This is a genomic window from Pedobacter sp. MR22-3 (genome assembly GCF_026240075.1).
Taxonomy (GTDB): domain Bacteria; phylum Bacteroidota; class Bacteroidia; order Sphingobacteriales; family Sphingobacteriaceae; genus Pedobacter.
In genome coordinates this window covers 128,805-152,456 of sequence record NZ_JAPIVF010000004.1, presented here as the reverse complement: position 1 = coordinate 152,456, position 23,652 = coordinate 128,805, and the positions used below count along the sequence as shown (strand labels likewise).

Here is a 23,652-nt window from a genome sequence, read left to right as displayed (position 1 = left end):
GGTTTAATTGGAATGCCTTATTCCAAAGTAGTTGGCTACTTTCCAATCCTGCAAATTCCATGACAGCCAGCCTTCCTCCCCATAACGTGTCTTAAAATAGCCAATTCGTTCATCCAGTTGGTTCCTGTAGTCATCTGCAGTTTGAGGTTGGGCAATTTCCCTTTCATCATACACTTTCGATGGCGAGTAGTGCAGTTTCGATCTGTTTTTATCCAAAACAGGCAAGGTTTTATCAGAAAGGGAAAGGAGATAATCTGCATCAAGAGAAATGTTATCACTTTGTGCCAGGTTGTATTTTGCAATGGCAACATCCCAGTTTATTACACTAAAGGCCAGAAGCAAGAAAAACCATACGCTGCCGTTAATTCTGAGGAGGTAAAATAAAGTTTTCTGCCGGGCTACCTTTAGGTAAACTGTGCACAGACCGATAATGCAGAGCAGCGCAAATACTAAAACGCCAATTCTTTTGTGTGTGAGGCCATAAAACTCAATGTAATATCCATCTCTGATGAAGACTGAAATAATAAGGATTACATTTTGAAACATCCAGGCATAGGCCAGGGACTTAAGGATTTTGCTTTTACGGTAAAAATTTAAATTTCCCCGGAAGAAATAAGCGATCACAGCCATGGCCATCACAATGCTGAAAATCAAAGAATTGGTGCCTTCATGAAGTAAACTCGAGAAATTCCCTGCTGGTTTATAGCCAAACCAAAGGGTGCTGATATCAATAGTGTTGAGTAAAAACAATAAAATATTAAGTGCTGCAAACATAATTACGCCAGTAATATATTCGGTTTTAAGTGCCATTTTGCGTGATAACAAATTGCCGGAAAACGTTTCCATAACCTGGTACCATAGTGTCTTTTGGGTCGATTCTCTTCTGGTTCTTTTTAATTGTTCAGGGGCCTTTAATTCTGCGTTTTCCAGGCCTTTATTAAAAAACGGTAACAATAAACCACCAGTCAGTAATAATCCGAAGCAGAAATAAAAGAAGCGCTCTATATCCAGGTCTTCAAAAAAGAATTGAAGAATACTTTCAAAGAAATTAAAAATGCTGCTTAAAATGGTATTTACATAGTGTGCAAATAATTCGTTAGCGGCAGCATATAAACAAGTAAAAAAGATCACTACAATCGTTGGTATGATAATATACTTGATTAATCTAAAAACAGGTTTCAGTTTAAAATTGCCAATACTTATTTTACTCAGGTTATTAATGGCATTGTAAGGAGTTGTGATCATTTGAAGAATAGCTGCCAACCCTGCCGCAAATACGGTTCTGATTTGTTGGTTGTGACTGAAGCCAATAAATACCAATAAGCTGATGTAATAAGTTGCGATAGATAAATCTGTATTGTTAATCACTACCAAAATAGCAGACAAAAGATGTGTTAAGCCATAAATTTTAAATTTTGTGCTTTTGGTTACGTCAGGATTAAAGTAGGTGACCGCTAAAATATAAATACTGTAGATGAATAAATTAAGGGCCAGTCTTTCTTTCCAGAATAAAAAGTTAAACAGCAGGCCGCCAAATAAGGCGGCAAGGAGCAAGAGGTTGGATTTATTTTTCATAATTGAATGTTAACAGGTGATTTTAATGTGCTATAATGGTCAGGTAGAAGATTGTTAGCGGAATATTGAGCAAAACACAAATGATGGTTGCCACAATATTTTTCCAGTGTGCCGCATGTAAAAAAAGGGCTATAAATAATACCAGTAGAATGAAAATATTTACCAGAATAGCAAATAGAATATAAGTAAAACCTATTTTGATTAATAAATTATCCTTGCTGATGAGGTAAGAGACGAGAAGTAATGTTCCAATCACGGCTGAGTAAAGGGCGACCTTTTTTCCAATCGGTATAATCTGTGGTTCCATATCATTTTGTTTTTTAAAAGTGCTTTGTGTTTCAAAGTGATTGATCAAAAAAAATAGTTTATAGCTTTTTGATTATTTTTTCAAGTGCATCCAAATGTGTTTTAAAGGCTTGCGTGCCCAAAGTTGTAATAGAGTAGGTAGTACTGGTTTTTCTGCCGATGAAACCTTTATGTACCTTGATAAATTCTGCCTGCTCCAGCGTATTTAAATGTGAAGCTAAATTGCCATCAGTAAGTTCAAGCATTTGTTTCAGGTCGTTAAAGCCAATTTCATTGTTTACCACAAGTATAGACATTACACCCAGCCTGATCCTGCTGTCGAAAATTTTATTTAAATCTGCTATCGGATTTTTCATCTTAAGCGCCTCTTTCGTATTTAAAATACATCACCAAGCCATAAATAATATGGAGCACACCAAAGCCAAATGCCCAGAACCACAATCCGTATCCAATATAAAACATGCAGATTAAACCCAGTATCACTTCAAGATAGCCTAAATACCGGATGTCGCTAAGGGTGTATTTGCTTGCATTAATGAGTGCAAGACCATAAAAGATTAAACAAGTTGGGGCAATAATGCTGTAGGTATCCGGATGATTAATCAGTAAACCGATAATAAATAAACCACCGGCAACCAGGGGAGTCATCAAATTAAATAATAAAGCTTTAGATGTTTTATCCCAGATGGGTAGGTTATTTTGCTGGCTTTTTCTATAAGTAAATAAAATACCGCCAGCCAATGCCACAAATAGTACGATTAAGCCAAGTTTGATTAAATTAAACTCAAGGTCCATTTCGCCTTCCACACCATAACTGTAACCTCGCTTTGCAAAGAATTTTTCAATTTCCTCATGTGCGAAATAAGCACCGATTAAAGCTATTCCACCGGCAAAAACACCAGATAAACCACTTAAAGAAATGAAACGTGACGACCTGTCCATCATTTGTCTGATATCCTTAAGGGCATTTAATTGTTCTTCTTGATTACTCATTTGAAAGTGCTTTGTTTTTCAAAGTTAAGTAATAAAATGATAACTGCAAATTTATTTTGGTTTGATTATACCTATCATTTTTTGCCGCTACTCACCGCCATACGCTTACCACCACACGTTTTCCGCTCTTACCTTCGGGGTGATTACTCAGATGAAAGGATTACTGTGATTATTTCCATGCTCATCGCTCACCGCCACACGCTTTCCGCTCTTACCTTCGGGATGATTACACAGATGGAAGGATTATTGTGATTATTTTCCATGCTCATCGCTTACCAATACACGCTTTCCGCTCTTACCTTCGGGATGATTACACAGATGAAAAGATTACTGTGATTATTTCTATGCTCATCGCTCACCGCCACACGTTTTCCGCTCTTACCTTCGGGATGATTACACAGATGAAAGGATTATTTCCATGCTCATCGCTCACCGCCACACGCTTTCCGCTCTTACCTTTGGGATGATTACACAGATGAAAGGATTACACTGATTAGTTTTTTGCTCTCCGCCACACACTTCCCGCTTACCGCCCACCGCTTTAACCTTTCCGCGTAAACTTTTCCAAAAACTTGCAACTTTTAACTATTTTTACGGCATGCTAAAAGCCACCGGAGTAAAAAAATCGTATGGGAATCTTCAAATCCTTAAAGGGGTAAATTTTGAAGTGCAAAAAGGAGAGATCGTGAGTATCATAGGGCCATCTGGTGCAGGGAAAAGTACTTTACTGCACATTCTGGGCACTTTGGATAAACCAGATGAGGGTGATGTAGAATTAAAAGGATCGATTATCAGCAAACTTCATGGCGATTTATTGAGCACTTTTAGAAACCAGAATATTGGTTTTGTGTTTCAATTTCATCACCTGTTACCAGAGTTTAGCGCCATTGAGAATATTTGTATTCCGGCATTTATTGCCAAAACCAATAAAAAACAGGCAGAAACCAGGGCATTGGAACTGTTAGATTTATTTGGTCTTAAAGATAGGGCCAATCACAAGCCTAATCAATTATCAGGTGGTGAGCAACAGCGTATTGCAATTGCACGGGCTTTGATTAACAATCCATCTATTATTCTGGCTGATGAGCCGTCCGGGAACCTGGATTCTGAAAATGCATCAGCCTTGCATCAGCTCTTTGTGAGTTTGAGAGATAATTTTCAGCAGACTTTTGTCATTGTTACCCATAACGAACATTTGGCTAAAACCAGCGATCGTGTGGTAACCATGAAAGATGGATTAATTGTATAAGACAAATTCAATTGTAGATTACAAAGAAGTAAATTCAATTTTTTACAATTCTATCATTCATTCATTCAATCATTTTTTCACTCACTCACTTATTCAATCTTATTTATAAATTTTGAAAATACTGATCACAGGCGGAAACAGTGCAAAAGCATTAAAGCTTTTAAAAGCCTTCCCAAATCATTTTGTATTACTGGCCGATTATGGCGATGTACCGGGTGTCATCACCGAAAATTATGCTTTTACCACGCTGGGCTTACTTAATCGGGAAAGTATTGCACATCTCTTACTTAATTTTTGCATTACAGAATCAATTGATAGTATTATTCCGTTGCATGATTATGAGGTGGAGCCACTGGCCAAATCTGCGGTGTTATTTGGCGAATATGGCATTCAGGTTTTAACACCACAACCGGAGCTGATCGATTTGTTCCGATCTGCCGAAAAAAACACCTTTAATAACTTTGCCGTATTTATTCATGGTGAATGTGTTTTTTCAAGCGGGGGAGAAATTTTTATCCGTCGTGAAGATGAATTGAATGGTGTGTTTGGCTACAACGCTCCGGATGATGAATTAAAACTTTTTACGGTTTAGCAATGATGGATATCGCAGCAATTTTAAAAAACAAACAAGCAGTCATTTTTGAATTGGATGATGTTTTGTTTCCGGAAAAAGATTACCTGTTGCAGGTTTATTATTTGTTTGCTCAATTTATAGAATATACCGAGCAAAAGGATGCAGGGGCCACTTTAGCCTTTTTACGAGGAGAATTTGAACAAAATGGCGTGAAAGACCTTTTTGATAAAACAGCCAATCAATTTGGACTTGATTCAAAATACAAGTACAATTTTGAGCTGTTGCACCAAAATGCCCGATTACCTTTAAAATTATTATTATATCAAACGATATTAGATTTGATGCAGGAACTGGTGGTAAACAGGAAAAAAATCTTTATTGTTACAGCCGGCGATCCAGAGCAGCAACTGAATAAAATTAAGCAAATCGAATGGAACGGACTGGAGCAATACCTTACCGTTTATTTTACTGATGAATTGAAACAGCAGAAATCAGAAATTTTTCAGAACATCCTAAACGACAATAATTTATTAGCTGATGATGCGTTAATTATCGGTGCAAATAATTTTGATGCGCAACAATCTAAAATTGTTAATTTGCCGTATATTAGGTCACTTGAAATTTTCAAATAAGTATGCTGAAAAAAGTTTATTCGCAAAAAAATATTTTGTGTTTTCTGATGATGTCCTTCGGGTTAATCACCTCTTGTAAAAAAAATAACCCTGCAGATGAATCTCCAGGTCAAACCAAAGAAGCCAATACCCTCCAGACGCCGACAACCAACCGGGAGGCGTTAACAAAAGATTCAATTTTTTTATATGCGAAGCAAACCTATTTCTGGAACATCGGGATGCCCTCTTATGATGGGTTCAATCCTAGAAAGTACAGCAGCAATGAGCAGGTTTTAGCAGCCTTGAAGGCCTTACCCAGCACAGGTGGAAAGGATAAATATTCTTTTATTGATGATGGTACAGTTGCCGGAGAATTGGGCGGAGTGAGCGGCGATTACGGATTTTCTGTGAATTATGACGGAGCCAACATTTTACGGGTAAAATATGTTTATGCAACCTCTCCGGCAGCAGTTGCAGGCTTAAAAAGAGGCGATGTCGTTACAAAAGTGAATGGTCGAACTACTTTAAGAACAAGCCAATCTGATATTGATAATATTAATGATGGCGTTTTCGGTGATAATGCATCGGTTTCTCTAACCATCACAAAGGCAGACCAAACGGTTCAAAATCTGGTTATTAACCGGGGTTCTTACAACATCAACCCCATATTGTTTAGCAATACTTATACCGTTGGTGCAAAAAAGATAGGCTATGTGGTGTTTAATAGTTTTACCACAAACTCCGTTCCTTTGCTTGATGCGGTGTTCAGTAAATTCGCTACGGATGGAATTAATGAACTGGTTGTTGATTTGCGCTATAATGGTGGCGGATCTGTGTCTACCTCTGAAGCATTTACCAATTTAATTGCTCCGTCTGCACAAAATGGAAAAATCATGTACACTACATATTGGACCAAAACCATGCAGGATAAAGAGGCAACCATTCTTCAGAATCAAAAGTTTTATCAAACGACTTCAGATGGTGTAAAACGTTTGTATTCCATGTTTGATTATGATTATAAGCCTATTGCAGCTTCGGGCAATCAGGAGTTTTTCAAAAAGCGCGGAACGCTTAATGGTATCTCCAGGGTATATTTTCTGGTCACCGGTGGAACAGCCTCTGCCAGTGAATTATTAATTAATAATTTGAAACCTGTAATGGATGTAAAGTTAATTGGCCGTAAAACCTATGGCAAGCCTGTAGGGTTCTTTTCACTTCGCATAGATAAAAATGATTTGTACATTCCGCAGTTCCAGACTAAAAATCAGGCAGACTTTGGCGATTATTTCGATGGAATGGTTGTAGATAAGGACATTGCTGATGATTTAACAAAGGATTTTGGTGATGCATCAGAAAGTTTACTGGCACAGGCCCTTAATTATTCAGCTACAGGAAGTTTTACTTCAATCTTAAAAGAAAATACATTGAGTAGTACATCTGGTGTTTCCAGGACATCGATTGATCATAACAATGAGCAGTTAAACCATGAGTTTAAAGGTATGGTGGAAACCAGAAAGTTGACGTTGAAATAAATATCAAAATAAGAATAGCTGGCTGAGAATAATTTCCGGATTTTCTTAAATATGATATTAAATGCACTTTTAGGCTTGTTTTTTCTGCTAAAATTTAATAAGCTTGTTTAATATTATTAGTTAGCAGCAATTATGTCAATAGAGATTATAGCGAAAGAACATATAGGTTATTTAAACATTATCGAAGCAAAAGAAGATCAAACCACAACCCTGAAAACAAGACTTAATGAAGCTCAGCGGTTGGGGAATGAATTTAAATCAAAAGCGATCATTACATTTAACACGACAATAGGGCCAAAAAGGGTAGATACCACTGTCTGGTCTGTAACAGAAAAATATATTCAACTTAAAAATAATATTCACATTCCACTCAAAAGCCTGATTGATATCGAATTTTAGGTTAAATCTTAAGGCCAATAAATCATCCCGCATTTATTTACCTTAACCTGAAATGAAATGAGTACGATTCATAAAATCGCCTTAACTTTTATCAAATCTATAGGTCCGGTAATGGCTAAAAACCTACTGGCCTATTGTGGCAGTGCTGAGGCCGTATTTTCAGCAAGCCGGAAACAGCTGCTTCAGATACCTGGGATTGGAGAGAAAACTGTTGATGCAATCTTAAATACTGATGCCCTGAAAAGAGCTGAGCAGGAACTACTGTTTGTGGAGCGTCATGGCGTAGAAGTTTTATTTTTTACGGATGAAAATTATCCCGGAAGATTAAAAAACTGTTTCGATGCTCCCATCCTGATTTACTTTAAAGGCAAGGCAGATCTTAATCATCCACGTATTATCAGCATAGTAGGCGCGAGAAATGCCACCGACTACGGAAAGGCTTTATGCAGGCAGCTTTGTGAAGTGCTGGCTCCTTATCAGGTTCTAATTGTGAGTGGATTGGCTTATGGTATTGATGTAACGGCACATAAAGAATGTATTTCCAATAAAATGGCAACCATAGGGGTGCTGGGGCATGGCCTTGACAGACTTTATCCGCAGATACATAAAAGCATTGCGCAGAAAATGGTTTTGAATGGTGGTTTGCTTTCAGAATTTCCAACATTAACCAATCCGGATCGGCCCAATTTTCCGCAGCGTAACCGGATTATTGCCGGTATTGCTGATGCAACCATTGTGGTTGAAGCATCCATTAAAGGCGGCGCTTTGATAACTGCTGAAATTGCAAACTCTTATAATAAGGATGTTTATGCCTTTCCCGGACGAACAAATGATGTTTTTTCAGAAGGATGTAACTTCCTGATCAAAACTAACCGCGCCGGATTGATTAATAGTGCAAATGATTTAATCTATTACCTGGGCTGGGATAATGAGGTAAAGGAAAAGAAAAAAAATGCCCAGACTACTTTGCAAATTAACCTTACGGCAAATGAGCAGAAAGTGGTTGATCTGCTGCAAAATGGTCAGATGGCAATTGACGAAATTTCAATTGTTACCAACCTTCAGCAGAGCAAGCTCGCGATTGTAATGCTCACGCTGGAAATGCAGGGAATTATCATTTCATTACCCGGGAAGGTTTATAAGTTGGCATAATTTTTAATGTTTTCGAACGGTGATCATCGAAAATTCACGTTCAAAAAATATTATCTGATAATTTATATAAACTCACGCAAACTCAGATGATTAACGCAGAACCATAACTGTCAGACGATGTTATAAAATTTACCGGTGGACTAAAACAAACACATATAATCTATAGCAAATAAAAGTTGCAATTGTATTTTACCCAATATTCAATCTATAAAGCCCATGTAAATTGTAGTTTTTAGAATTTAATTCTATTTATTCATTATTTTTAAAATTATGTTTCAAATAAAATATATATGGTAAAATCCTTAATGCCTTTGCTTAAATTTGTTGCATGTGGTACAATAATATTTTAGAAACCATTGGCAATACGCCTTTGGTAAAATTAAATACAATAACAAAGAATGTTCCGGGTACAATTTTAGCCAAAATAGAAACGACTAATCCAGGCAATTCAATCAAAGATCGTATGGCGGTTAAGATGATTGAAGATGCGGAGCGTAATGGTAAATTAAAACCAGGTGGAACCATTATCGAAGGTACTTCAGGTAATACCGGAATGGGCTTGGCCATGGCCGCCATTATTAAGGGCTATAAATGTATTTTCACTACCACAGATAAGCAATCAAAAGAAAAGGTTGATGCTTTGCGTGCTTTTGGTGCTGAGGTAATTGTTTGCCCTACCAATGTTGAGCCTGAAGATCCGCGTTCTTATTATTCGGTATCGTCTCGTCTGGAGCGTGAAGTACCCAATTCATGGAAACCCAATCAGTATGATAATTTGGCCAATTCTCAGGCGCATTATGAGCAAACGGGTCCGGAAATTTGGGAGCAGACAGAAGGTAAAATTACCCATCTCGTAGTTGGTGTAGGTACCGGTGGCACCATTTCCGGTACGGGTAAATATTTAAAGGAAAAGAATCCCAATATACAAATCTGGGGAATAGATACGTATGGTTCGGTTTTTAAAAAATACAAGGAAACCGGCATTTTCGATAAGGATGAAATTTATCCTTATATCACCGAAGGAATTGGAGAGGATTTTCTGCCGGCAAACGTCAATTTTGATGTCATCGACTTATTTGAAAAGGTTACGGATAAGGATGCGGCTTTAATGACCCGCGATATTGCCCGCAAAGAGGGGATTTTTGTAGGAAACTCAGCAGGAGCAGCCATCGGTGGTTTAATTCAGTTAAAGGATAAATTAAAACCAGAAGATGTGGTAGTCGTGATTTTTCATGATCATGGCAGTCGTTATATGGGTAAAATGTATAATGAAGACTGGCTGCGTGAACGTGGGTTTTTACAGGATGAAAAACTGACGGCAAAATCAATCATCGCAAAGAAAGAATCTACAGAGATTGTGACGCTTGATACACAGAAATCTGTTTTAGAAGCGATCAATACCATTAAATCAATGAATATCTCTCAGATTCCGGTAACACAGCAGGGCATGATTGTAGGTAAAATTGCAGAGAGTGATATTTTAACCGCATTACTCGAAAATCCAGGTTTGAAATCGGCACCGATTTCAGAAATTATGACCGCTACTTTTCCTTTTGTTGATTTGAATACTTCAATTGATAAAATTTCATCATTAATTAATAAAGAAAACTCTGCTGTTTTGGTTGAAGATGCATCCGGTAAGATTGAGATTATTACACAATATGATATTATCAATGCGATTTCTGGGTAGAACAGAAAAAATCGTTATTCCGAGTTATGGAAGGGATCTTAGTGCTTTAGGCTTCGAATAGCGATCATTGTAAGATTGCTTCGTCGTCCCTTCTCGCAATGACGAGAACAAAAAAAAGCCCAAGTAAATTTCTACTTGGGCTTTTTTTTAATCGATGCTTTAGCGGTGGGTTTTACCTTAAACCCTCGGCTTTCTAATGACTTGGCGCATCCGCATTTACGCGTTTAATTTGTGCACCTAAGGCACGTAAACGCGTATCAATATCCTGGTAACCACGTTCAATCTGCTCGATGTTGTAAATGGTTGATTTACCTTCTGCAGAAAGCGCTGCAATCAGTAAGGAAACACCTGCCCTGATGTCAGGAGAGGTCATACTGATTCCACGAAGTTTATATTTTTTATCAATACCATTAACAGTAGCACGGTGCGGATCACAAAGAATAATTTGTGCACCCATATCAATCAGTTTATCCACGAAGAATAAACGGCTTTCGAACATTTTCTGGTGAATAAGCACATTTCCTTTCGCTTGCGTAGCCACCACCAAAACGATACTTAATAAATCTGGCGTAAAACCAGGCCACGGGGAATCGGCAATGGTTAAAATCGAACCATCTATAAAGGTATCAATTTCATAGTGTTTTTGAGACGGAATATAAATATCATCACCGCGGCGCTCTAATTTAATACCTAATTTCTTAAATACTTCAGGAATAACGCCAAGCTCATCATAGCACACATTTTTGATCGTGATTTCTGATTCTGTCATCGCTGCCATACCGATGAAAGATCCGATTTCAATCATATCAGGTAACATCCGGTGTTCCGTTCCACCTAAAACTTTAACACCTTCAATGGTTAATAAATTGGAGCCAATACCCGAAATTTTAGCGCCCATGCGGTTGAGCATTTTGCACAATTGCTGCAAATAAGGTTCGCAGGCTGCATTATAAATGGTGGTTGTTCCTTTGGCCAAAACTGCGGCCATCACGATGTTTGCCGTTCCGGTTACTGATGCTTCATCCAATAAAATATAGGCGCCTTGCAGGTTGGTGGCATCAACGTTAAAAAAGGCTTTTTTGCTGTCGTAAACAAATTTGGCACCCAATTTTTCGAAACCGATAAAGTGTGTATCCAATCTTCTCCGGCCAATTTTATCACCTCCGGGCTTAGGTATGGCGGCCTTGCCAAAGCGGGCCAATAGCGGACCTACAATCATGATGGAGCCACGTAAACCACCACCTTTAGCTTTAAAAGTGTCAGATTCAAAGAAGTTTAAATTAATATTTTTAGCTTCAAAGGTATAAGTGTCTTTATTAATCCGTTCCACTAAAACACCTAAATCGCCCAGTAATTCGATTAATTTATTTACGTCTTTAATATCTGGAATATTGCTGATGGTTACCTTTTGTTCGGTAAGCAATACGGCCGATAAAATCTGCAAAGCTTCATTTTTAGCGCCTTGTGGGGTAATTTCGCCTTTTAATTTAATTCCGCCTGTTATTTCAAATGCGTTCATATATTTTTATAGTATTTTGTATCGATTCTCAAGCAATCAGTGTGGGCATAGATCTATAACCTTTTTCCTTTCACTTTCCGCCTTTTACCTTTCCTTTAATATTTTGGTTTATTGTTGTTGTTTGTTCTTCCGCGGTTATTGTTGTTATTGGTATTGTTCTGGCGGTTTTTTCCGTTGTTGTTATTTGTTCTTCCACGGTTGTTATTATTGTTGTTATTCTGGCGTGGATTCTGTGCCCTGAATTCAACTTTTGCCAGATTTACACCTTCATCCAGCGATAATAATCCTCCTGAAAGGTATTTTAAATCTTTAATAATGGTATCATCACTCACATTATCCTTATTCCAGGTAACATAAGCCATTTTCATAAAGTTGGCAATTCCCTGAACCATGGCTTTTTTATTTTCAGGGTTTTCTTCGCGCATGGCTTTCTCAATCAGGTTTTCTACCGTTTTACCATAATGTTTATAGGTAATGCGTTGCTGCGGATAAGGAAGCGGCTCTGGTTTTTTAAAAGCATTTTCAGGAAGCGGCTTTGGGTAAGGACTTTCTACGTCAATCTGATAGCCAGAGATGATATGCAGGTGATCCCAGAGTTTATGCTTAAAATCGGCCACATCACGCAGGTGTGGTTGTAAGAATCCCATCAGGTCAATAACTGCCTGGGCATATTTATTGCGTTCTTCAATGGTGGGTAATTCGCAAATATACTTCACCATATTCTGAACATTGCGGCCATATTCTGATAAAATCAGGTGACTGCGCGTCGTATTATAATCAAAATTCATGTATAGATAATTTAATGGATCAATCTTCCGGCGATACGAATTATGAAATAACCAGGAGGAGATGAGGTTATGAATTCACCGAAATGTCTATTGCCGGACTTTCGTTATTTATAATCAAAGATAGCAAAATATAACAATTGTAGTAAAATTAATGGGATTTCTTGTTTTTTTGTAAATGTAGGCTCAGTAGTGCTTTTGATTTTTTAGTCCTGCTTTTCATTACAAGCCCAATGAAAATTGGGGCTTTCCATTGCAATCAGGTTTATTTAACAAAGATATTGGTTCTTTTGAACCTGTTGCATTGCCCTCTTGACAGGAACACAGCGAGATGTAAAGATCATTGAAAATGAGCGGTTTATGTTATCGAACTAGAAATTTTCTTCAATACGAAGATCAAAGTAACAACTTCTTTAATTTTTCCATGTACGCTGTGTTTCAGTGGCAATCAGGAATTACATTTCATCACTATTCTTTGGGTAATCAAAAAACACCAGGTCTCCGGTGCCTTTGCTCACCATTGCCCATGAATCAAAAGGAAAAGAAATCAGTACCATTCCGGCAGTTGGAATATTATAAATATCAGCATCGCTTAATGCATTTGCCAAATCGGTAAAACCTGGATTGTGTCCAAACATGATAACCGTATTTGCATCATCATCTAAACTGTTAATCACCTTTAAAAGTGCCTGGGTATTGGCTTCGTAAATGGACGCTTCAAACTGAATCTGATCAAACTGATAGGCTTCAGCGAAAAACTTTGCAGTAGATTTCGCCCGTTTAGCAGGACTGCTTACCATCAAATCAAATTTGAAACCTCTTTTTAACAAGCGTTCTGCCATTTCAGGTGCATTTTCTTTACCACGTTTATTGAGTGGGCGATCGAAGTCTTTTAAATCTAAATTCCCCCAATCGGATTTCCCATGCCGAACCAACAATAATTGCTTAGCCATTTAAGTTTTCTTTAATTTTGTTTACAATGCTTTGTGGGGCAATCATGTCCATACAACTTTCAACACCGCACATACAGGGTTTGTTTCCGTAAATTGAATTTGGCCGCATCGGATGATCAACCTGCACACAATTGTTTATAGACTGCCCATAGCCTAAGAAACCGGCATATGGATGTGTCGGGCCCCATACCGAAACGACTGGAACACCAGCCAGGGATGCCATGTGCATACCCGACGAATCCATACTTAACATTAAATCCAGATTTGAAATGATCGCAAGTTCTTCCGTCAGGCTGAAATTTCCGATTAAATTATGTGTGTTTGCATTATGTTTTGCCCAATTTTCTGCAATGGCTTGTTCAGATTTTCCTCCGCCAAAAATGAAAAGTTCATGGCCTGATGCGCTTAACAGCGCAATCACTTTCTCCATTTTTTTTAAAGGATAAACCTTGTAAATGTGCTGTGCAAAAGGGGAGATGCCTATCTTTTTTTGCAGTGGATTACGAAACAAGTATTCCGCATTTGCAGGTAATAACTGCGGTTTGCGATTTAACTTATGCGTTAATTCAATCGGATAGCCCAGTTCACAAAAAACATCTGCATAACGTTCTACCGTTTGGCGGAGTGGCTTAAAAATTTTATTAACTGAACGTGTTAGTGCTTTTTTTTCAGCCCTTCCTTTATCAATCCTCTTAATTTTTATTCCTGTAAAACGAAAACATGCTGATATGACTCTGCTCCTTAAATTGTCGTGCAAATCGGCTATAGCAGCAGGCTTATATTTTTGAAGTTCTTTAAAAAGTTTGAACAAGCCCAAAAGGCCCTTGTGGGTATTTTTAGGTTGAATGGTATGGAAAGTGAGGTTTTTTATTTCATTAAAAAATGGTTTAAATGCCGCTCGACTAACCATGATGATTTCAACCGCAGGGTTTTGTGCAGCAAATTCTTTCAATACCGAAGCCACCATTGCCACATCGCCCATGGCTGAAAAGCGTAAAACGATAATTTTTTCCATTGATGACAGTGGCTTTTATTGATACCTCGCAATGACGATTTGGAACTACGCTTTATTATACAACACCGGATTTAAACTCGGATCATTATACATTTTCATCTGCTTATACACTTTCATGTATTTCTTTCCAGCTTCAATATCGGCCAGTAACTGATCAATACTGGTCGATAAATCTTTGCGTTGAGATAATAGAATATTCAGCTTGGCCTGGCATTGTTCACGGTGTTCAGCTGATGCCGTTTCTCGTTCTGCCTCTTCCTGCATGTGGTAAATTTTCAGCGCCAGGATCGAAAGCCTGTCGATGGCCCATGCCGGGCTTTCCGTGTTGATTTTCGCATCAGGCAAAGCTGTAATTCCCCGGTAAAGATTCAGAAAATAGCCATCTATAAATTCAACCATATCCGTACGTACCTGATTTTGTGCATCAATCCGTCTTTTCCAGCTTAAGCCTTCAGCAGGATCAATATTGGGGTTGCGCACTACGTCTTCCATATGCCATTGTGCGGTATCAATCCAGTTTTTAACATATAAAAGATGTTCAAGGCTTTCTGCATCGTAAGGATTTTCAACTGGGTAGTCGATATCGTCAAATTGATGGTAATCGGTAATAACCTGATTAAATATGCGGTTGGCAATTTCACTGATCATGTAGCAAAGATATTAAATTTAGGATGATTACCTACGGAGTGATTATACGGATCCCTTCGGCATGATGACACAAATTTAATTTGAAAAGATTAAAACAAATAAAGGAGGTTTAACTTTTTACTAAAGACTAAAGACTAAAGACTAAAGACTAAAGACTAAAGACTAAAGACTAAAGACTAAAGACGGTTATCTTTTTTTCCATCAAAATATGCGGTTATTTCTTCCAAAGAAAAAGCGTTCAGGCATTTGTCTGCGCTTAGTCCACCTTTTCGGGCAACCAGAATTCCATAACGTGTATCATGGAAACCATCTGTTCGGTGTGCATCGGGATTTACCGAAAGTAGCACACCTTTCTCCAGGGCATAGCGATGCCAGCGCCAATCTAAATCCAGGCGAAGCGGATTTGCATTAATTTCAATCACCACCTGGTTGGCTGCACAGGCATCAATGATTTTTTTATAGTCGATGGGATAACCTGCACGACTTAATAACAAACGTCCGGTGGGGTGCCCCAAAATGGTGGTATATGGATTTTCAATAGCTTTCAACAAACGAGTTGTTGCCTTCGCTTCATCCATCCGCAGGTTACTGTGAACCGATGCCACTACAAAATCGAATGTTTTTAAAATATCGTCTGAATAATCTAAAGAACCATCACTTAAAATATCACTCTCAATGCCTTTAAATATTTTAAACGGAGCCAGTTTTTGATTCAATTCATCTATTTCCTGATGCTGGCCAAATACCCTTTGTTCATTTAAGCCCTTCGCATAAACCGCCGTTTTGGAGTGATCGCAGATACCAAGGTATTGAAGATTTAATACATCCTTGCAATACACAGCCATTTGTTCCAAAGTATGAACACCATCACTCCAGGTAGAGTGATTATGCAGGCTGCCTTTCAAATCCTTGTAGGTGATTAAAACAGGCAGCTGATCAGTTTTAGCCAGTTCAATTTCATCAAAACCTTCTCGAAGTTCGGGTTCGATATAAGAGAGTCCGGCTTTGCTGTAAATTTCATTCTCGTTTGCAAAAGGACCATCACCAGCAAGTGTAAGTACTTTTTTTGCATGCTCATGATTTCCTGTAAGTTTAAACCATTCCAGATAAAAATCAGCTTTATTTACCAGGAAGATTTTAATTCTTAAACCAGCTTCAGTAGTGGCAATAAAAGCTTCATCACCAGCAATAAGCGATAGTGGCCCAAAAGATGTTAATTGTTCGGCTACAATTTCCATGTTTTCAGCTCCAATTACCAATTCCAGCTCATCAATAATTTCACAGGCCCGGCGGTATTGCCCTGCAAATCCCAGTAGCGAATGGTTATCTATGTTAATCAGCCATTCAGAAATCTGTGTAAACAGCGTGTTGGCAAAGCCTTCTACCTGAGCATAAAGAAATCTGCCGTTCGCTGCCAGTTTAAACGCTATGGCATTTTTGATTTCTTCCTGGGTTTTCAAACCAAAACCTTTAGCCTCAATTAAGCGGTTTTCGTTACAAGCATAATACAACTCACCAATGCTTTCAATGCCAAGTATTCTCCAGATAATCAGAATTTTTTTTGGTCCGATACCTTTAATACTCAACATTTCTATCACGCCTTCAGGTGTTTGCTGTATCAGCTCATTTAGTTCCCTTAATTCACCTGTTTGCAGCAGCTCGGTTATTTTTGATGCCAGTCCTTTACCAATCCCTTCAATCTGATCAATTTCTTCCAATGGTTTGTCTTTTAAAGCAAAAGGCAATTTATCTACTTTAAAATAAGCATTGGCTATTGATTTTATTTTGAAAGGATTCTCTTCATGCAGCTCCATCAACTGCGATAAAAAGCGTAGCGTGCGGGCAATGGTTTTATTTTCCATAAGGGGTAAAATTAGAAAATATTGCGCTAAAACTCATGGGGGCGGCAATTTTTCAAACAGAATTTGTAAGGCATTGTTCTTCAGTGATGAAACTTTATAAAATGATCTTCCTGGGTTTAAGCCTAAGCCTGTTTGCCTGTAAATCCAACCGCAAAGCGGAGGTAAGTGCTGTGGCTGAAACTGTAAAAGATGAAGGAAAGATTAAAATTGCAGAAAAATTCTTGATTGTTCCGGGCCGTTCAGCAGGAGAAATTTCTTTGGGTGATGATGTGCAGGTGGTGGCTAAACTTTTAGGAAAAGCCGATCTAAGCGATGCTGCAATGGGCAAAGCCTGGGGTATCTGGTACAGTCGGGATTCAACGCGTGGAAAGCGCAATGAAGTAGCCATCTATTCTGCTTATCGTGATACCAGTATGCGGATAAAGGAGGTAAAGCAAATCCGGATTACTGCCAGCCAGTTTAAAACAAAGGACGGATTTTCGACAGGTAGAAGTCTAAATGATACGCAACTGAAATTTTCGGGCATGAAGCAAATGGCTTCGTACCTCAATGAAAAGCAGGATACCGTTGTGATATATGATTCCATGCAGGATGGCATCAGTTTCGAGTTCCTGAACGGAAAAAGTATTGCGCTAACGATTCATCCGGCTAATCAGCCCCTGAACAATACCTATTTGACTTTACATCCGGATTGGAAGCCGATCAATTAGGGGATTGAAAAATATTAATGGTTGTTTTATTTGCAGGCATCAAAATTAATCTGCTCTTTGCAGCCTCAATATGATGTTATGAAAAAGTTTTATTTAATCCTCTTAGCTATAACCGTTATTTATTCCTCTGCATGCGCCCAGGCTACCCGCCCTATTTTGGTACAGGATAGTTTAAAGTTGATTTCGGCACAGTTTAAGTTTACCGAGGGTGCCTCAGTCGACCGGCAGGGTAATGTTTTTTTTACTGATCAACCCAATGATCACATCTGGAAATATGACACCAATGGAAAGCTGAGTCTGTTTATGGAAAAATCAGGCCGGGCAAACGGAACTTATTTTGATCAAAAAGGCAACCTGATTGTTTGTGCCGATGAAGATAACCAGATCTGGTCAGTTGACCGGAATAAAAAGGTGAAGGTGTTATTCTCTGATTTTGAAGGGAAAAAAGTAAATGGTCCGAATGACCTCTGGATTGATGCCAAAGGAGGGATTTATTTTACCGATCCTTATTATCAGCGTGATTACTGGACGAGAAAATCATCAGCACTGGATGGCGAGAAAGTGTATTATCTGGCTAAGGGTAAAAAGACCGCTCAGATAGCTGCCGTAGGGTTTGAGCGTCCGAATGGTATTGTAGGCACACCTGACGGCAGGTTTCTTTATATTGCTGATATAAAAGCCGGTGTTACCTATCGCTATGACATTAATCCTGATGCATCATTAGCTAACCGGAAACTGGTTTTTAAACAAGGCTCAGACGGAATGACTTTAGATAATGCCGGAAATATTTACATTACAGGAAAAGGGGTTGATGTTTACCAACCGGATGGCGAAAAAATCGGACATATTGATGTTCCGGAAGACTGGTGCGGGAACATTTGTTTTGGAGGAAAAGACCGCAACATACTTTTTATTACGGCATCAAAGTCACTTTATATGATAAAAACCAATATGAAAGGCGTTGAATAACAGGGTGTTATTTTGTTGTTTCAGCCTTATTCAGTTGAAGTGCTAAAAATGAACTGAATTTATTCCTGTTCAGTTTATTCAGACCCCTTAAATATTAAAGTGATTATTTAGTTTTGGGTTCCTACTTATAGGGATAGACAACTAAAAAAAGCCCTTTCAGGATTGAAGGGCTTTTTTATTTTCAATTCCCGTCTTGAAAATTCTTATTTAAGGTGATTGGCCCCTGTTACTAACAGGTCATGCCGGAATGGATGTAAACAATATTAAAATAAGGGGCTTAAAGGTGTGTAATTCTGTAGAATTGTGTGAAGCAGGTTATACTATTTTTGATCATAAAGGGTAAGAGTGGTTTGATTGCACTTCACCTTAGGTAGTTTCGTATGAAATGATCTGATTATGAAACCATTATTGTCTTTATTTATCTTCCTGTTCCTGATTACAAGGGTTAATGCCCAACAAAAGCATAAAGCATTAACGGCTAAGGTGGTATACGATGCGGTTTATCATGCGGAAAAAGGAATGAAAATATATCCTAAATTTCATGGGTGGAAAAATAATGCCGGAGATCTGTTATTTAATACCTGTTTTTATCTGGAAAATGGAAAGGAACTGACACGTTTTACTAACTTTTATTGCTGTGATAACGGAAAAATTTCAACAGCCAATCAAGCTACTTCAATAAGCCCGAGTATTAATGATGGATTATTTATTTTTATCCCTTACACTAAACTGAATCTAAGCCGGAAGAAAGTGCATAAAGTAAAGTTTGCATTAATGGCCTTTGAACAAGACCAGCCCGCCCAGTCAAGTGTTTACTACCACAGTATCATCAATATGCTGTAAAGTATCCTTAGCCGTTACAGGTTGGCACAGGATGGTTTAATGTATGAGTTTTGGGATATTTGCGTGTTAAGCTTTGGCTTAAGCCAGAACCAATCTGTTTCATTAATGGTCATCTATGTGTATATCCGCAGGCAATTTTATGAGCAGTAAATGTTTTGGCATTCATTTTAAAATATTCTGATTTCCTATGAATACAAAGTCTGCGTTGCTAAAAATGGTTCTGTTCACACTGCTTTCGGGCACTTCTTTTGCACAGCAAACGCATTGGAGATTTGACTTTGGAGCCGAAAAAGGCCTAAAAGGTGATGTGCATGTTTTACCTGAAACCAGCTTTGAAAGTAATGGACAATATGGCTTTGATTTTGGCTCGGTGGTTCAAGCTGTAAAGTATAGTGGTAAAAAAGCTTTTCCAGGCAGCGGTATAAAAAGCGAAAAACCTTTCTATTTTTCAGCAGCAGTGCCTGAGGGTAATTACCGGGTAACCTTAACCATGGGAGATGCAAATGATGCTACTGCCAGCACAGTTAAGGCTGAATCGCGCAGGTTAATGCTGGCGGAAGTGAAAACAAAGCAGGGGGAGTTCGTCACCAAAACTTTTATCGTGAATATTAAAAACAGGAATATTGCAGCTGGGCAGATGGTTGCTTTAAAACCTCGTGAACTTACTAAACTGGATTGGGATAATAAGCTTACACTGGAATTTGACGGGCATACGGTGCTGAAGACTATGGAACTTACCAAAGTGGATGATCAGATCACGGTATTTTTGGCGGGAAATTCTACTGTAGTAAACCAGGATGATGAACCCTGGGCCTCCTGGGGTCAGATGATTCCGCGGTTTTTTAAACCCGGCGTAGCCATTGCCAATCATGCAGAATCTGGTTTAACTTTGGGCTCATTTATCGGCAGCAGGCGGCTAAGCAAAATCTTGAGTATAATGAAACCGAGCGATTATTTATTTATCGAATTCGGGCATAATGACCAAAAAGAGAAGGGTGCTCACGATGGTGCTTATCAATCTTATACCGAAAGGCTTAAAACGTTTGTTGCGGAAACCAGAAAGAAAGGTGGGATTCCGGTAATTGTAACGTCAACCAGCAGAAGATCATTTGATCAGGAAGGTAAAATTCAAAATACTTTGGGCGATTTTCCAGATGCCGCCAGAAAAGTAGCAGCAGCTGAAAATGTCGCTTTAATTGATTTAAATGCCATGACCACCAGTTTATTTAATGCCATGGGAGAAGTACAATCTAAAAAAGCCTTTGTGCATTACCCGGCAAACCGTTATCCCGGACAAGATAAAGCCTTGGCTGACAATACCCATTTTAACCCCTTCGGGGCTTATGAAATTGCCAGATGTGTGGTGCTTGGCATTCAACAGCAAAAATTAGGATTATTGAAATATCTGATAAATGATTTGCCAACTTTTGATCCAGCTCAGCCAGATGATCCGATGAGCTGGAGGTGGCCTGAAAGTCCGAAAAGCAGCTTGATTAAGCCTGACGGAAACTAAATACCGGCTTGCGAATTGAGGTAGCCATATGAAGGGAGGAACTTCGTCAGTTTAAATGTAGAACAACAATCGGTTTTAGAACTAGCAAAGTTCTGCCAATTTTTAGGCTTTTAAAATTGAAGTTACTGTTTCAGCAATCTGTTAAGTTCCTTTTGTTTGATGGTTAAAATCGTTCCATGTCTTAATCCTTTTGGTAAAGCAATCTGATCGGAAACATCCTTCCAGTTTTTTAAATCAGATGATAAGACAGCGCCATACTGATGATCGCGGTATTTATCAAAATACACCAGCCAATTTTTTCCCAGCTTTATTGCGGTAGGCCCTTCGGCCCAGTAATTTCCGGTAATTGCCTCGCCCGCCCTTGAATAGGGGCCTGTAAGCTGATCTGCATAAGCCACTTTAATGTTTTTCTGTACCGGTTCAGGAGTTTCATCTTTTAAAAACATTACAAATCTTCCCTGATCATTTATAATGGATGCATCAATGACATTAAACCCAGGATCATAAAGCAGTTTGGTTTCAGAAAAAGTTTTAAAATCTTTCGTGGTGGTATAATATATTCTATGGTTATAGGCATCTTCCCTGGCAGAAGCCGTCTCCGTAAATTTTCCGGTTACAGTAGATGCCCAGTAGATCATATAGTTTTTCGTGTCGCTGTCATATGTAATTTCTGGTGCCCAGGTATTTCTGGTACCTTCTTCCTTCATCATGACCGGAATAAATTGTTGTTCACTCCAATGGATAAGATCTTTTGAACTGGCATAACCAATTCCTTTATCTTTCCAGCTTACCGTCCATACCATATGGAATAATCCATCTGCACCACGAATGATACAAGGGTCTCTCATTAACTTATCTTTACTTACGGCAGGTTTTAAAAAAGATGAATCATTCTTTAAAGCGGTCCATTGATAGGCATTATGGCTATAGGCCAGGTGCAAACCATCCTGGCCGTTATTTTTAAAATAGGCGAACAGGTAAACCTCTTTTTTTGATTGTGCCTGAACATTATAAAGTATGCAGAAGAGTAGTATTGTGATATGAAATAATCTTCTCATCTGTTAAAACAGCTGCTGGTTATTAACATTAACTTTTAGTGTTTGGTCAGATCTGCTCGTATCATAAATAGTTTGGATCTTAACCTGGTGAGGAATGGCGAATATAGAAAAGGTAATCGTGATGCTATTATCCCTCATTTTATTTTAATTCAAGAACCACTACCGATTTTGCAGGCAATTCTACTTTAAGCATATTTCCTGATTTTTTAGCACCGTTAAATTTTGCATTTATAACTTTATCGGCCGCCGTAAAGGTATTCACATCCGTTAGCTGCGCTGAAGTTAGGATTTGTCCGGTTACGGTTTTCCATTTCAAATTACCCAGATTGGTATTTAACGAGATTTTATTTTTTGGATCCAGGTTAACCAGTGAAATATGAACGGCGCCGGTAGAATCCTGCGAAGCAGAAACATTCAAGGCCGCCATTTTTTTATCGCCTAAGGTATAATCCGGACTGGTAAATTGAATTGGCAGGTACTTTGCATCCATATGTACTTTATATAAATCGAATACATGGTAGGTAGGCGTGAGTAGCATTTTGTCTTTTTCGGTTAAAATCAGTGCCTGCAATACATTTACAGTTTGGGCCAGGTTAGCCATCTTCACCCGGTCTGAATGATTGTTGAAAATGTTCAGGGTGGTACCCGCTATGAGGGCATCGCGCAAGCTATTTTGCTGGTAGAGAAATCCAGGGTTTGTACCGGGTTCTACATCCGTCCAGATTCCCCATTCGTCTACCACCAGGGCCACCTTCTTTTTCGGATCGTACTTATCCATAATGGCTGCATGTTTACTGACAATTTCTTCCATGCGTAAACAATTTTTCATGGTATTGAAGTATTGTTCCTCATCAAATTTTGTTGCAGAGCCTTTGGCATTCCAGTTTCCTGTAGGTAGGGTATAGTAGTGAAGGGTAAGTCCCCACATTCTGCCCGCACCTATATTTTTCATGCAGGTTTCTGTCCAGTTGTAATCTTCAGCATTGGCGCCACTGGCGATGCGCTTTAAGGGCGCCCCGGGATAATCCCTGGCATAGGTGGCATATCTTTTATATAAATCACTGTAATAATCCGCTGTCATGTTACCACCGCATCCCCAGCTTTCATTTCCAACGCCCCAGAAGGCTACTTTCCAGGGTTTTTCCATTCCATTTTGTTTGCGGATGGCTGTCATCGGGCTCACGCCGTCAAAATTTAAATATTCAACCCATTTGGCCATTTCTTCTACCGTTCCGCTACCTACATTACCGGCGATGTAAGGTTCACAATTCAGCATTTTGCAGAGATCCAGAAACTCATGGGTACCAAAACTATTGTCTTCCGTTACGCCACCCCAGTTGGTATTGACCATTTTCGGGCGTTGATTTCTGGGGCCAATGCCATCTCTCCAATGGTATTCATCGGCAAAGCAGCCCCCAGGCCACCGCAAATTAGGCACTTTAATTTTTTTTAAAGCTTCAACCACATCCAGTCTGATTCTGCCTTTATTCGGAATGGTAGAATTCTCATCCACCCAGAAACCATCATAAATACACCGGCCTAAATGTTCAGAGAAGTGGCCGTAAATATGCCTGCTCACGGTTTGATCACCCGCCGGCTTAATGCTGAGCAGGGTTTCTGTTTGTGCACCGGAAAACATAGCACTGCAAAGCAATGCTATGGAGAGAAGTGTTTTTTTCATATGATATTTGGTTAG

24 protein-coding genes are annotated in these 23,652 nt (G+C 38.8%); 12 read left to right on the top strand and 12 right to left on the bottom strand.

The genetic code is table 11. The annotated features are described in order from the left end of the window. Positions 1–3: 3 nt before the first annotated feature. From OQ267_RS10535 to OQ267_RS10520, 4 genes are read right to left on the bottom strand one after another with little or no spacing between them, the layout of a single operon-like run. The gene (locus OQ267_RS10535) at positions 4–1,575 is read right to left on the bottom strand and encodes a DUF4173 domain-containing protein (protein WP_265835852.1); all 1,572 of its coding nucleotides are present in this window, start codon (positions 1,573–1,575) and stop codon (positions 4–6) included. A gap of 22 nt (positions 1,576–1,597) precedes the next feature. Next, positions 1,598–1,882 carry a hypothetical protein gene (locus OQ267_RS10530; RefSeq protein ID WP_265835851.1) on the bottom strand — a complete coding sequence of 95 codons (285 nt, stop codon included), beginning with the start codon at positions 1,880–1,882 and terminating at the stop codon, positions 1,598–1,600. Between the two features lie 58 nt (positions 1,883–1,940). Then, positions 1,941–2,237, bottom strand: a complete 297-nt coding sequence (locus OQ267_RS10525; protein WP_265835850.1) for a winged helix-turn-helix domain-containing protein — start codon at positions 2,235–2,237, stop codon at positions 1,941–1,943. Position 2,238: 1 nt separating this feature from the next. Further along, on the bottom strand, positions 2,239–2,874 hold the full coding sequence (locus tag OQ267_RS10520) for a hypothetical protein (RefSeq protein ID WP_265835849.1): 636 nt from the start codon (positions 2,872–2,874) through the stop codon (positions 2,239–2,241). Between the two features lie 36 nt (positions 2,875–2,910). On the opposite strand from OQ267_RS10520, the gene OQ267_RS10515 reads away from it, so the two are divergent. The 8 genes from OQ267_RS10515 (at position 2,911) to OQ267_RS10480 (ending at position 10,081) form a co-directional block, all read left to right on the top strand. Next, positions 2,911–3,126, top strand: a complete 216-nt coding sequence (locus tag OQ267_RS10515; RefSeq protein ID WP_265835848.1) for a hypothetical protein — start codon at positions 2,911–2,913, stop codon at positions 3,124–3,126. Between the two features lie 346 nt (positions 3,127–3,472). Beyond that, the gene (locus tag OQ267_RS10510) at positions 3,473–4,123 is read left to right on the top strand and encodes an ABC transporter ATP-binding protein (protein WP_088301333.1); all 651 of its coding nucleotides are present in this window, start codon (positions 3,473–3,475) and stop codon (positions 4,121–4,123) included. Positions 4,124–4,235: 112 nt separating this feature from the next. After that, positions 4,236–4,715: a hypothetical protein gene (locus OQ267_RS10505; protein WP_265835847.1), complete on the top strand. Its 480-nt coding sequence runs from the start codon at positions 4,236–4,238 to the stop codon at positions 4,713–4,715. 2 nt (positions 4,716–4,717) lie between these two features. Further along, a complete protein-coding gene (locus OQ267_RS10500; RefSeq protein ID WP_265835846.1) occupies positions 4,718–5,329 on the top strand; it encodes an HAD hydrolase-like protein in 612 nt (203 codons plus the stop codon). 2 nt (positions 5,330–5,331) lie between these two features. Continuing rightward, positions 5,332–6,840: a S41 family peptidase gene (locus OQ267_RS10495; RefSeq protein WP_265835845.1), complete on the top strand. Its 1,509-nt coding sequence runs from the start codon at positions 5,332–5,334 to the stop codon at positions 6,838–6,840. Positions 6,841–6,972: 132 nt separating this feature from the next. Then, complete coding sequence (locus OQ267_RS10490) at positions 6,973–7,239, top strand: hypothetical protein (protein ID WP_088300738.1); 267 nt, start codon at positions 6,973–6,975, stop codon at positions 7,237–7,239. Positions 7,240–7,296: 57 nt separating this feature from the next. Continuing rightward, positions 7,297–8,391, top strand: a complete 1,095-nt coding sequence (gene dprA, locus OQ267_RS10485; protein ID WP_265835844.1) for a DNA-processing protein DprA — start codon at positions 7,297–7,299, stop codon at positions 8,389–8,391. A gap of 328 nt (positions 8,392–8,719) precedes the next feature. Then, positions 8,720–10,081 carry a pyridoxal-phosphate dependent enzyme gene (locus OQ267_RS10480; protein WP_265835843.1) on the top strand — a complete coding sequence of 454 codons (1,362 nt, stop codon included), beginning with the start codon at positions 8,720–8,722 and terminating at the stop codon, positions 10,079–10,081. 193 nt (positions 10,082–10,274) lie between these two features. Here OQ267_RS10480 and murA read toward each other — a convergent pair whose 3' ends face one another. The 6 genes from murA to OQ267_RS10450 form a co-directional block, all read right to left on the bottom strand. Further along, complete coding sequence (gene murA, locus OQ267_RS10475) at positions 10,275–11,600, bottom strand: UDP-N-acetylglucosamine 1-carboxyvinyltransferase (RefSeq protein ID WP_088300733.1); 1,326 nt, start codon at positions 11,598–11,600, stop codon at positions 10,275–10,277. Between the two features lie 95 nt (positions 11,601–11,695). Next, a complete protein-coding gene (locus OQ267_RS10470; RefSeq protein WP_088300732.1) occupies positions 11,696–12,388 on the bottom strand; it encodes a DUF4290 domain-containing protein in 693 nt (230 codons plus the stop codon). Between the two features lie 452 nt (positions 12,389–12,840). Continuing rightward, entirely contained in the window at positions 12,841–13,338 is a 498-nt protein-coding gene (locus OQ267_RS10465) for a SixA phosphatase family protein (protein WP_265835842.1), read from the bottom strand. Then, positions 13,331–14,353 (bottom strand): glycosyltransferase family 9 protein, encoded by a 1,023-nt coding sequence (locus OQ267_RS10460; protein ID WP_265835841.1) that lies wholly within the window; start codon positions 14,351–14,353, stop codon positions 13,331–13,333. The genes OQ267_RS10465 and OQ267_RS10460 overlap by 8 nt, the downstream gene beginning before the upstream one ends. A gap of 45 nt (positions 14,354–14,398) precedes the next feature. Continuing rightward, complete coding sequence (locus OQ267_RS10455) at positions 14,399–15,001, bottom strand: DUF4254 domain-containing protein (RefSeq protein WP_265835840.1); 603 nt, start codon at positions 14,999–15,001, stop codon at positions 14,399–14,401. A 176-nt stretch (positions 15,002–15,177) separates the two neighbouring features. Further along, positions 15,178–16,863, bottom strand: a complete 1,686-nt coding sequence (locus OQ267_RS10450; RefSeq protein WP_265835839.1) for a helix-hairpin-helix domain-containing protein — start codon at positions 16,861–16,863, stop codon at positions 15,178–15,180. Positions 16,864–16,949: 86 nt separating this feature from the next. Here OQ267_RS10450 and OQ267_RS10445 point away from each other — a divergent pair, with 86 nt between their 5' ends. The 4 genes from OQ267_RS10445 to OQ267_RS10430 all read left to right on the top strand — a co-directional run bounded on the left by OQ267_RS10445 (position 16,950) and on the right by OQ267_RS10430 (position 20,898). Beyond that, positions 16,950–17,573 carry a hypothetical protein gene (locus OQ267_RS10445; RefSeq protein ID WP_265835838.1) on the top strand — a complete coding sequence of 208 codons (624 nt, stop codon included), beginning with the start codon at positions 16,950–16,952 and terminating at the stop codon, positions 17,571–17,573. Positions 17,574–17,651: 78 nt separating this feature from the next. Next, the gene (locus OQ267_RS10440) at positions 17,652–18,542 is read left to right on the top strand and encodes an SMP-30/gluconolactonase/LRE family protein (RefSeq protein ID WP_265835837.1); all 891 of its coding nucleotides are present in this window, start codon (positions 17,652–17,654) and stop codon (positions 18,540–18,542) included. A 396-nt stretch (positions 18,543–18,938) separates the two neighbouring features. After that, entirely contained in the window at positions 18,939–19,385 is a 447-nt protein-coding gene (locus tag OQ267_RS10435; RefSeq protein ID WP_265835836.1) for a hypothetical protein, read from the top strand. 187 nt (positions 19,386–19,572) lie between these two features. Continuing rightward, positions 19,573–20,898 (top strand): rhamnogalacturonan acetylesterase, encoded by a 1,326-nt coding sequence (locus OQ267_RS10430; protein WP_265835835.1) that lies wholly within the window; start codon positions 19,573–19,575, stop codon positions 20,896–20,898. Positions 20,899–21,020: 122 nt separating this feature from the next. Here OQ267_RS10430 and OQ267_RS10425 read toward each other — a convergent pair whose 3' ends face one another. Then, a complete protein-coding gene (locus OQ267_RS10425) occupies positions 21,021–21,956 on the bottom strand; it encodes a glycoside hydrolase family 43 protein (RefSeq protein WP_265835834.1) in 936 nt (311 codons plus the stop codon). A gap of 139 nt (positions 21,957–22,095) precedes the next feature. Further along, the gene (locus OQ267_RS10420) at positions 22,096–23,637 is read right to left on the bottom strand and encodes an alpha-N-arabinofuranosidase (protein ID WP_265835833.1); all 1,542 of its coding nucleotides are present in this window, start codon (positions 23,635–23,637) and stop codon (positions 22,096–22,098) included. Between the last annotated feature and the right edge of the window lie 15 nt (positions 23,638–23,652).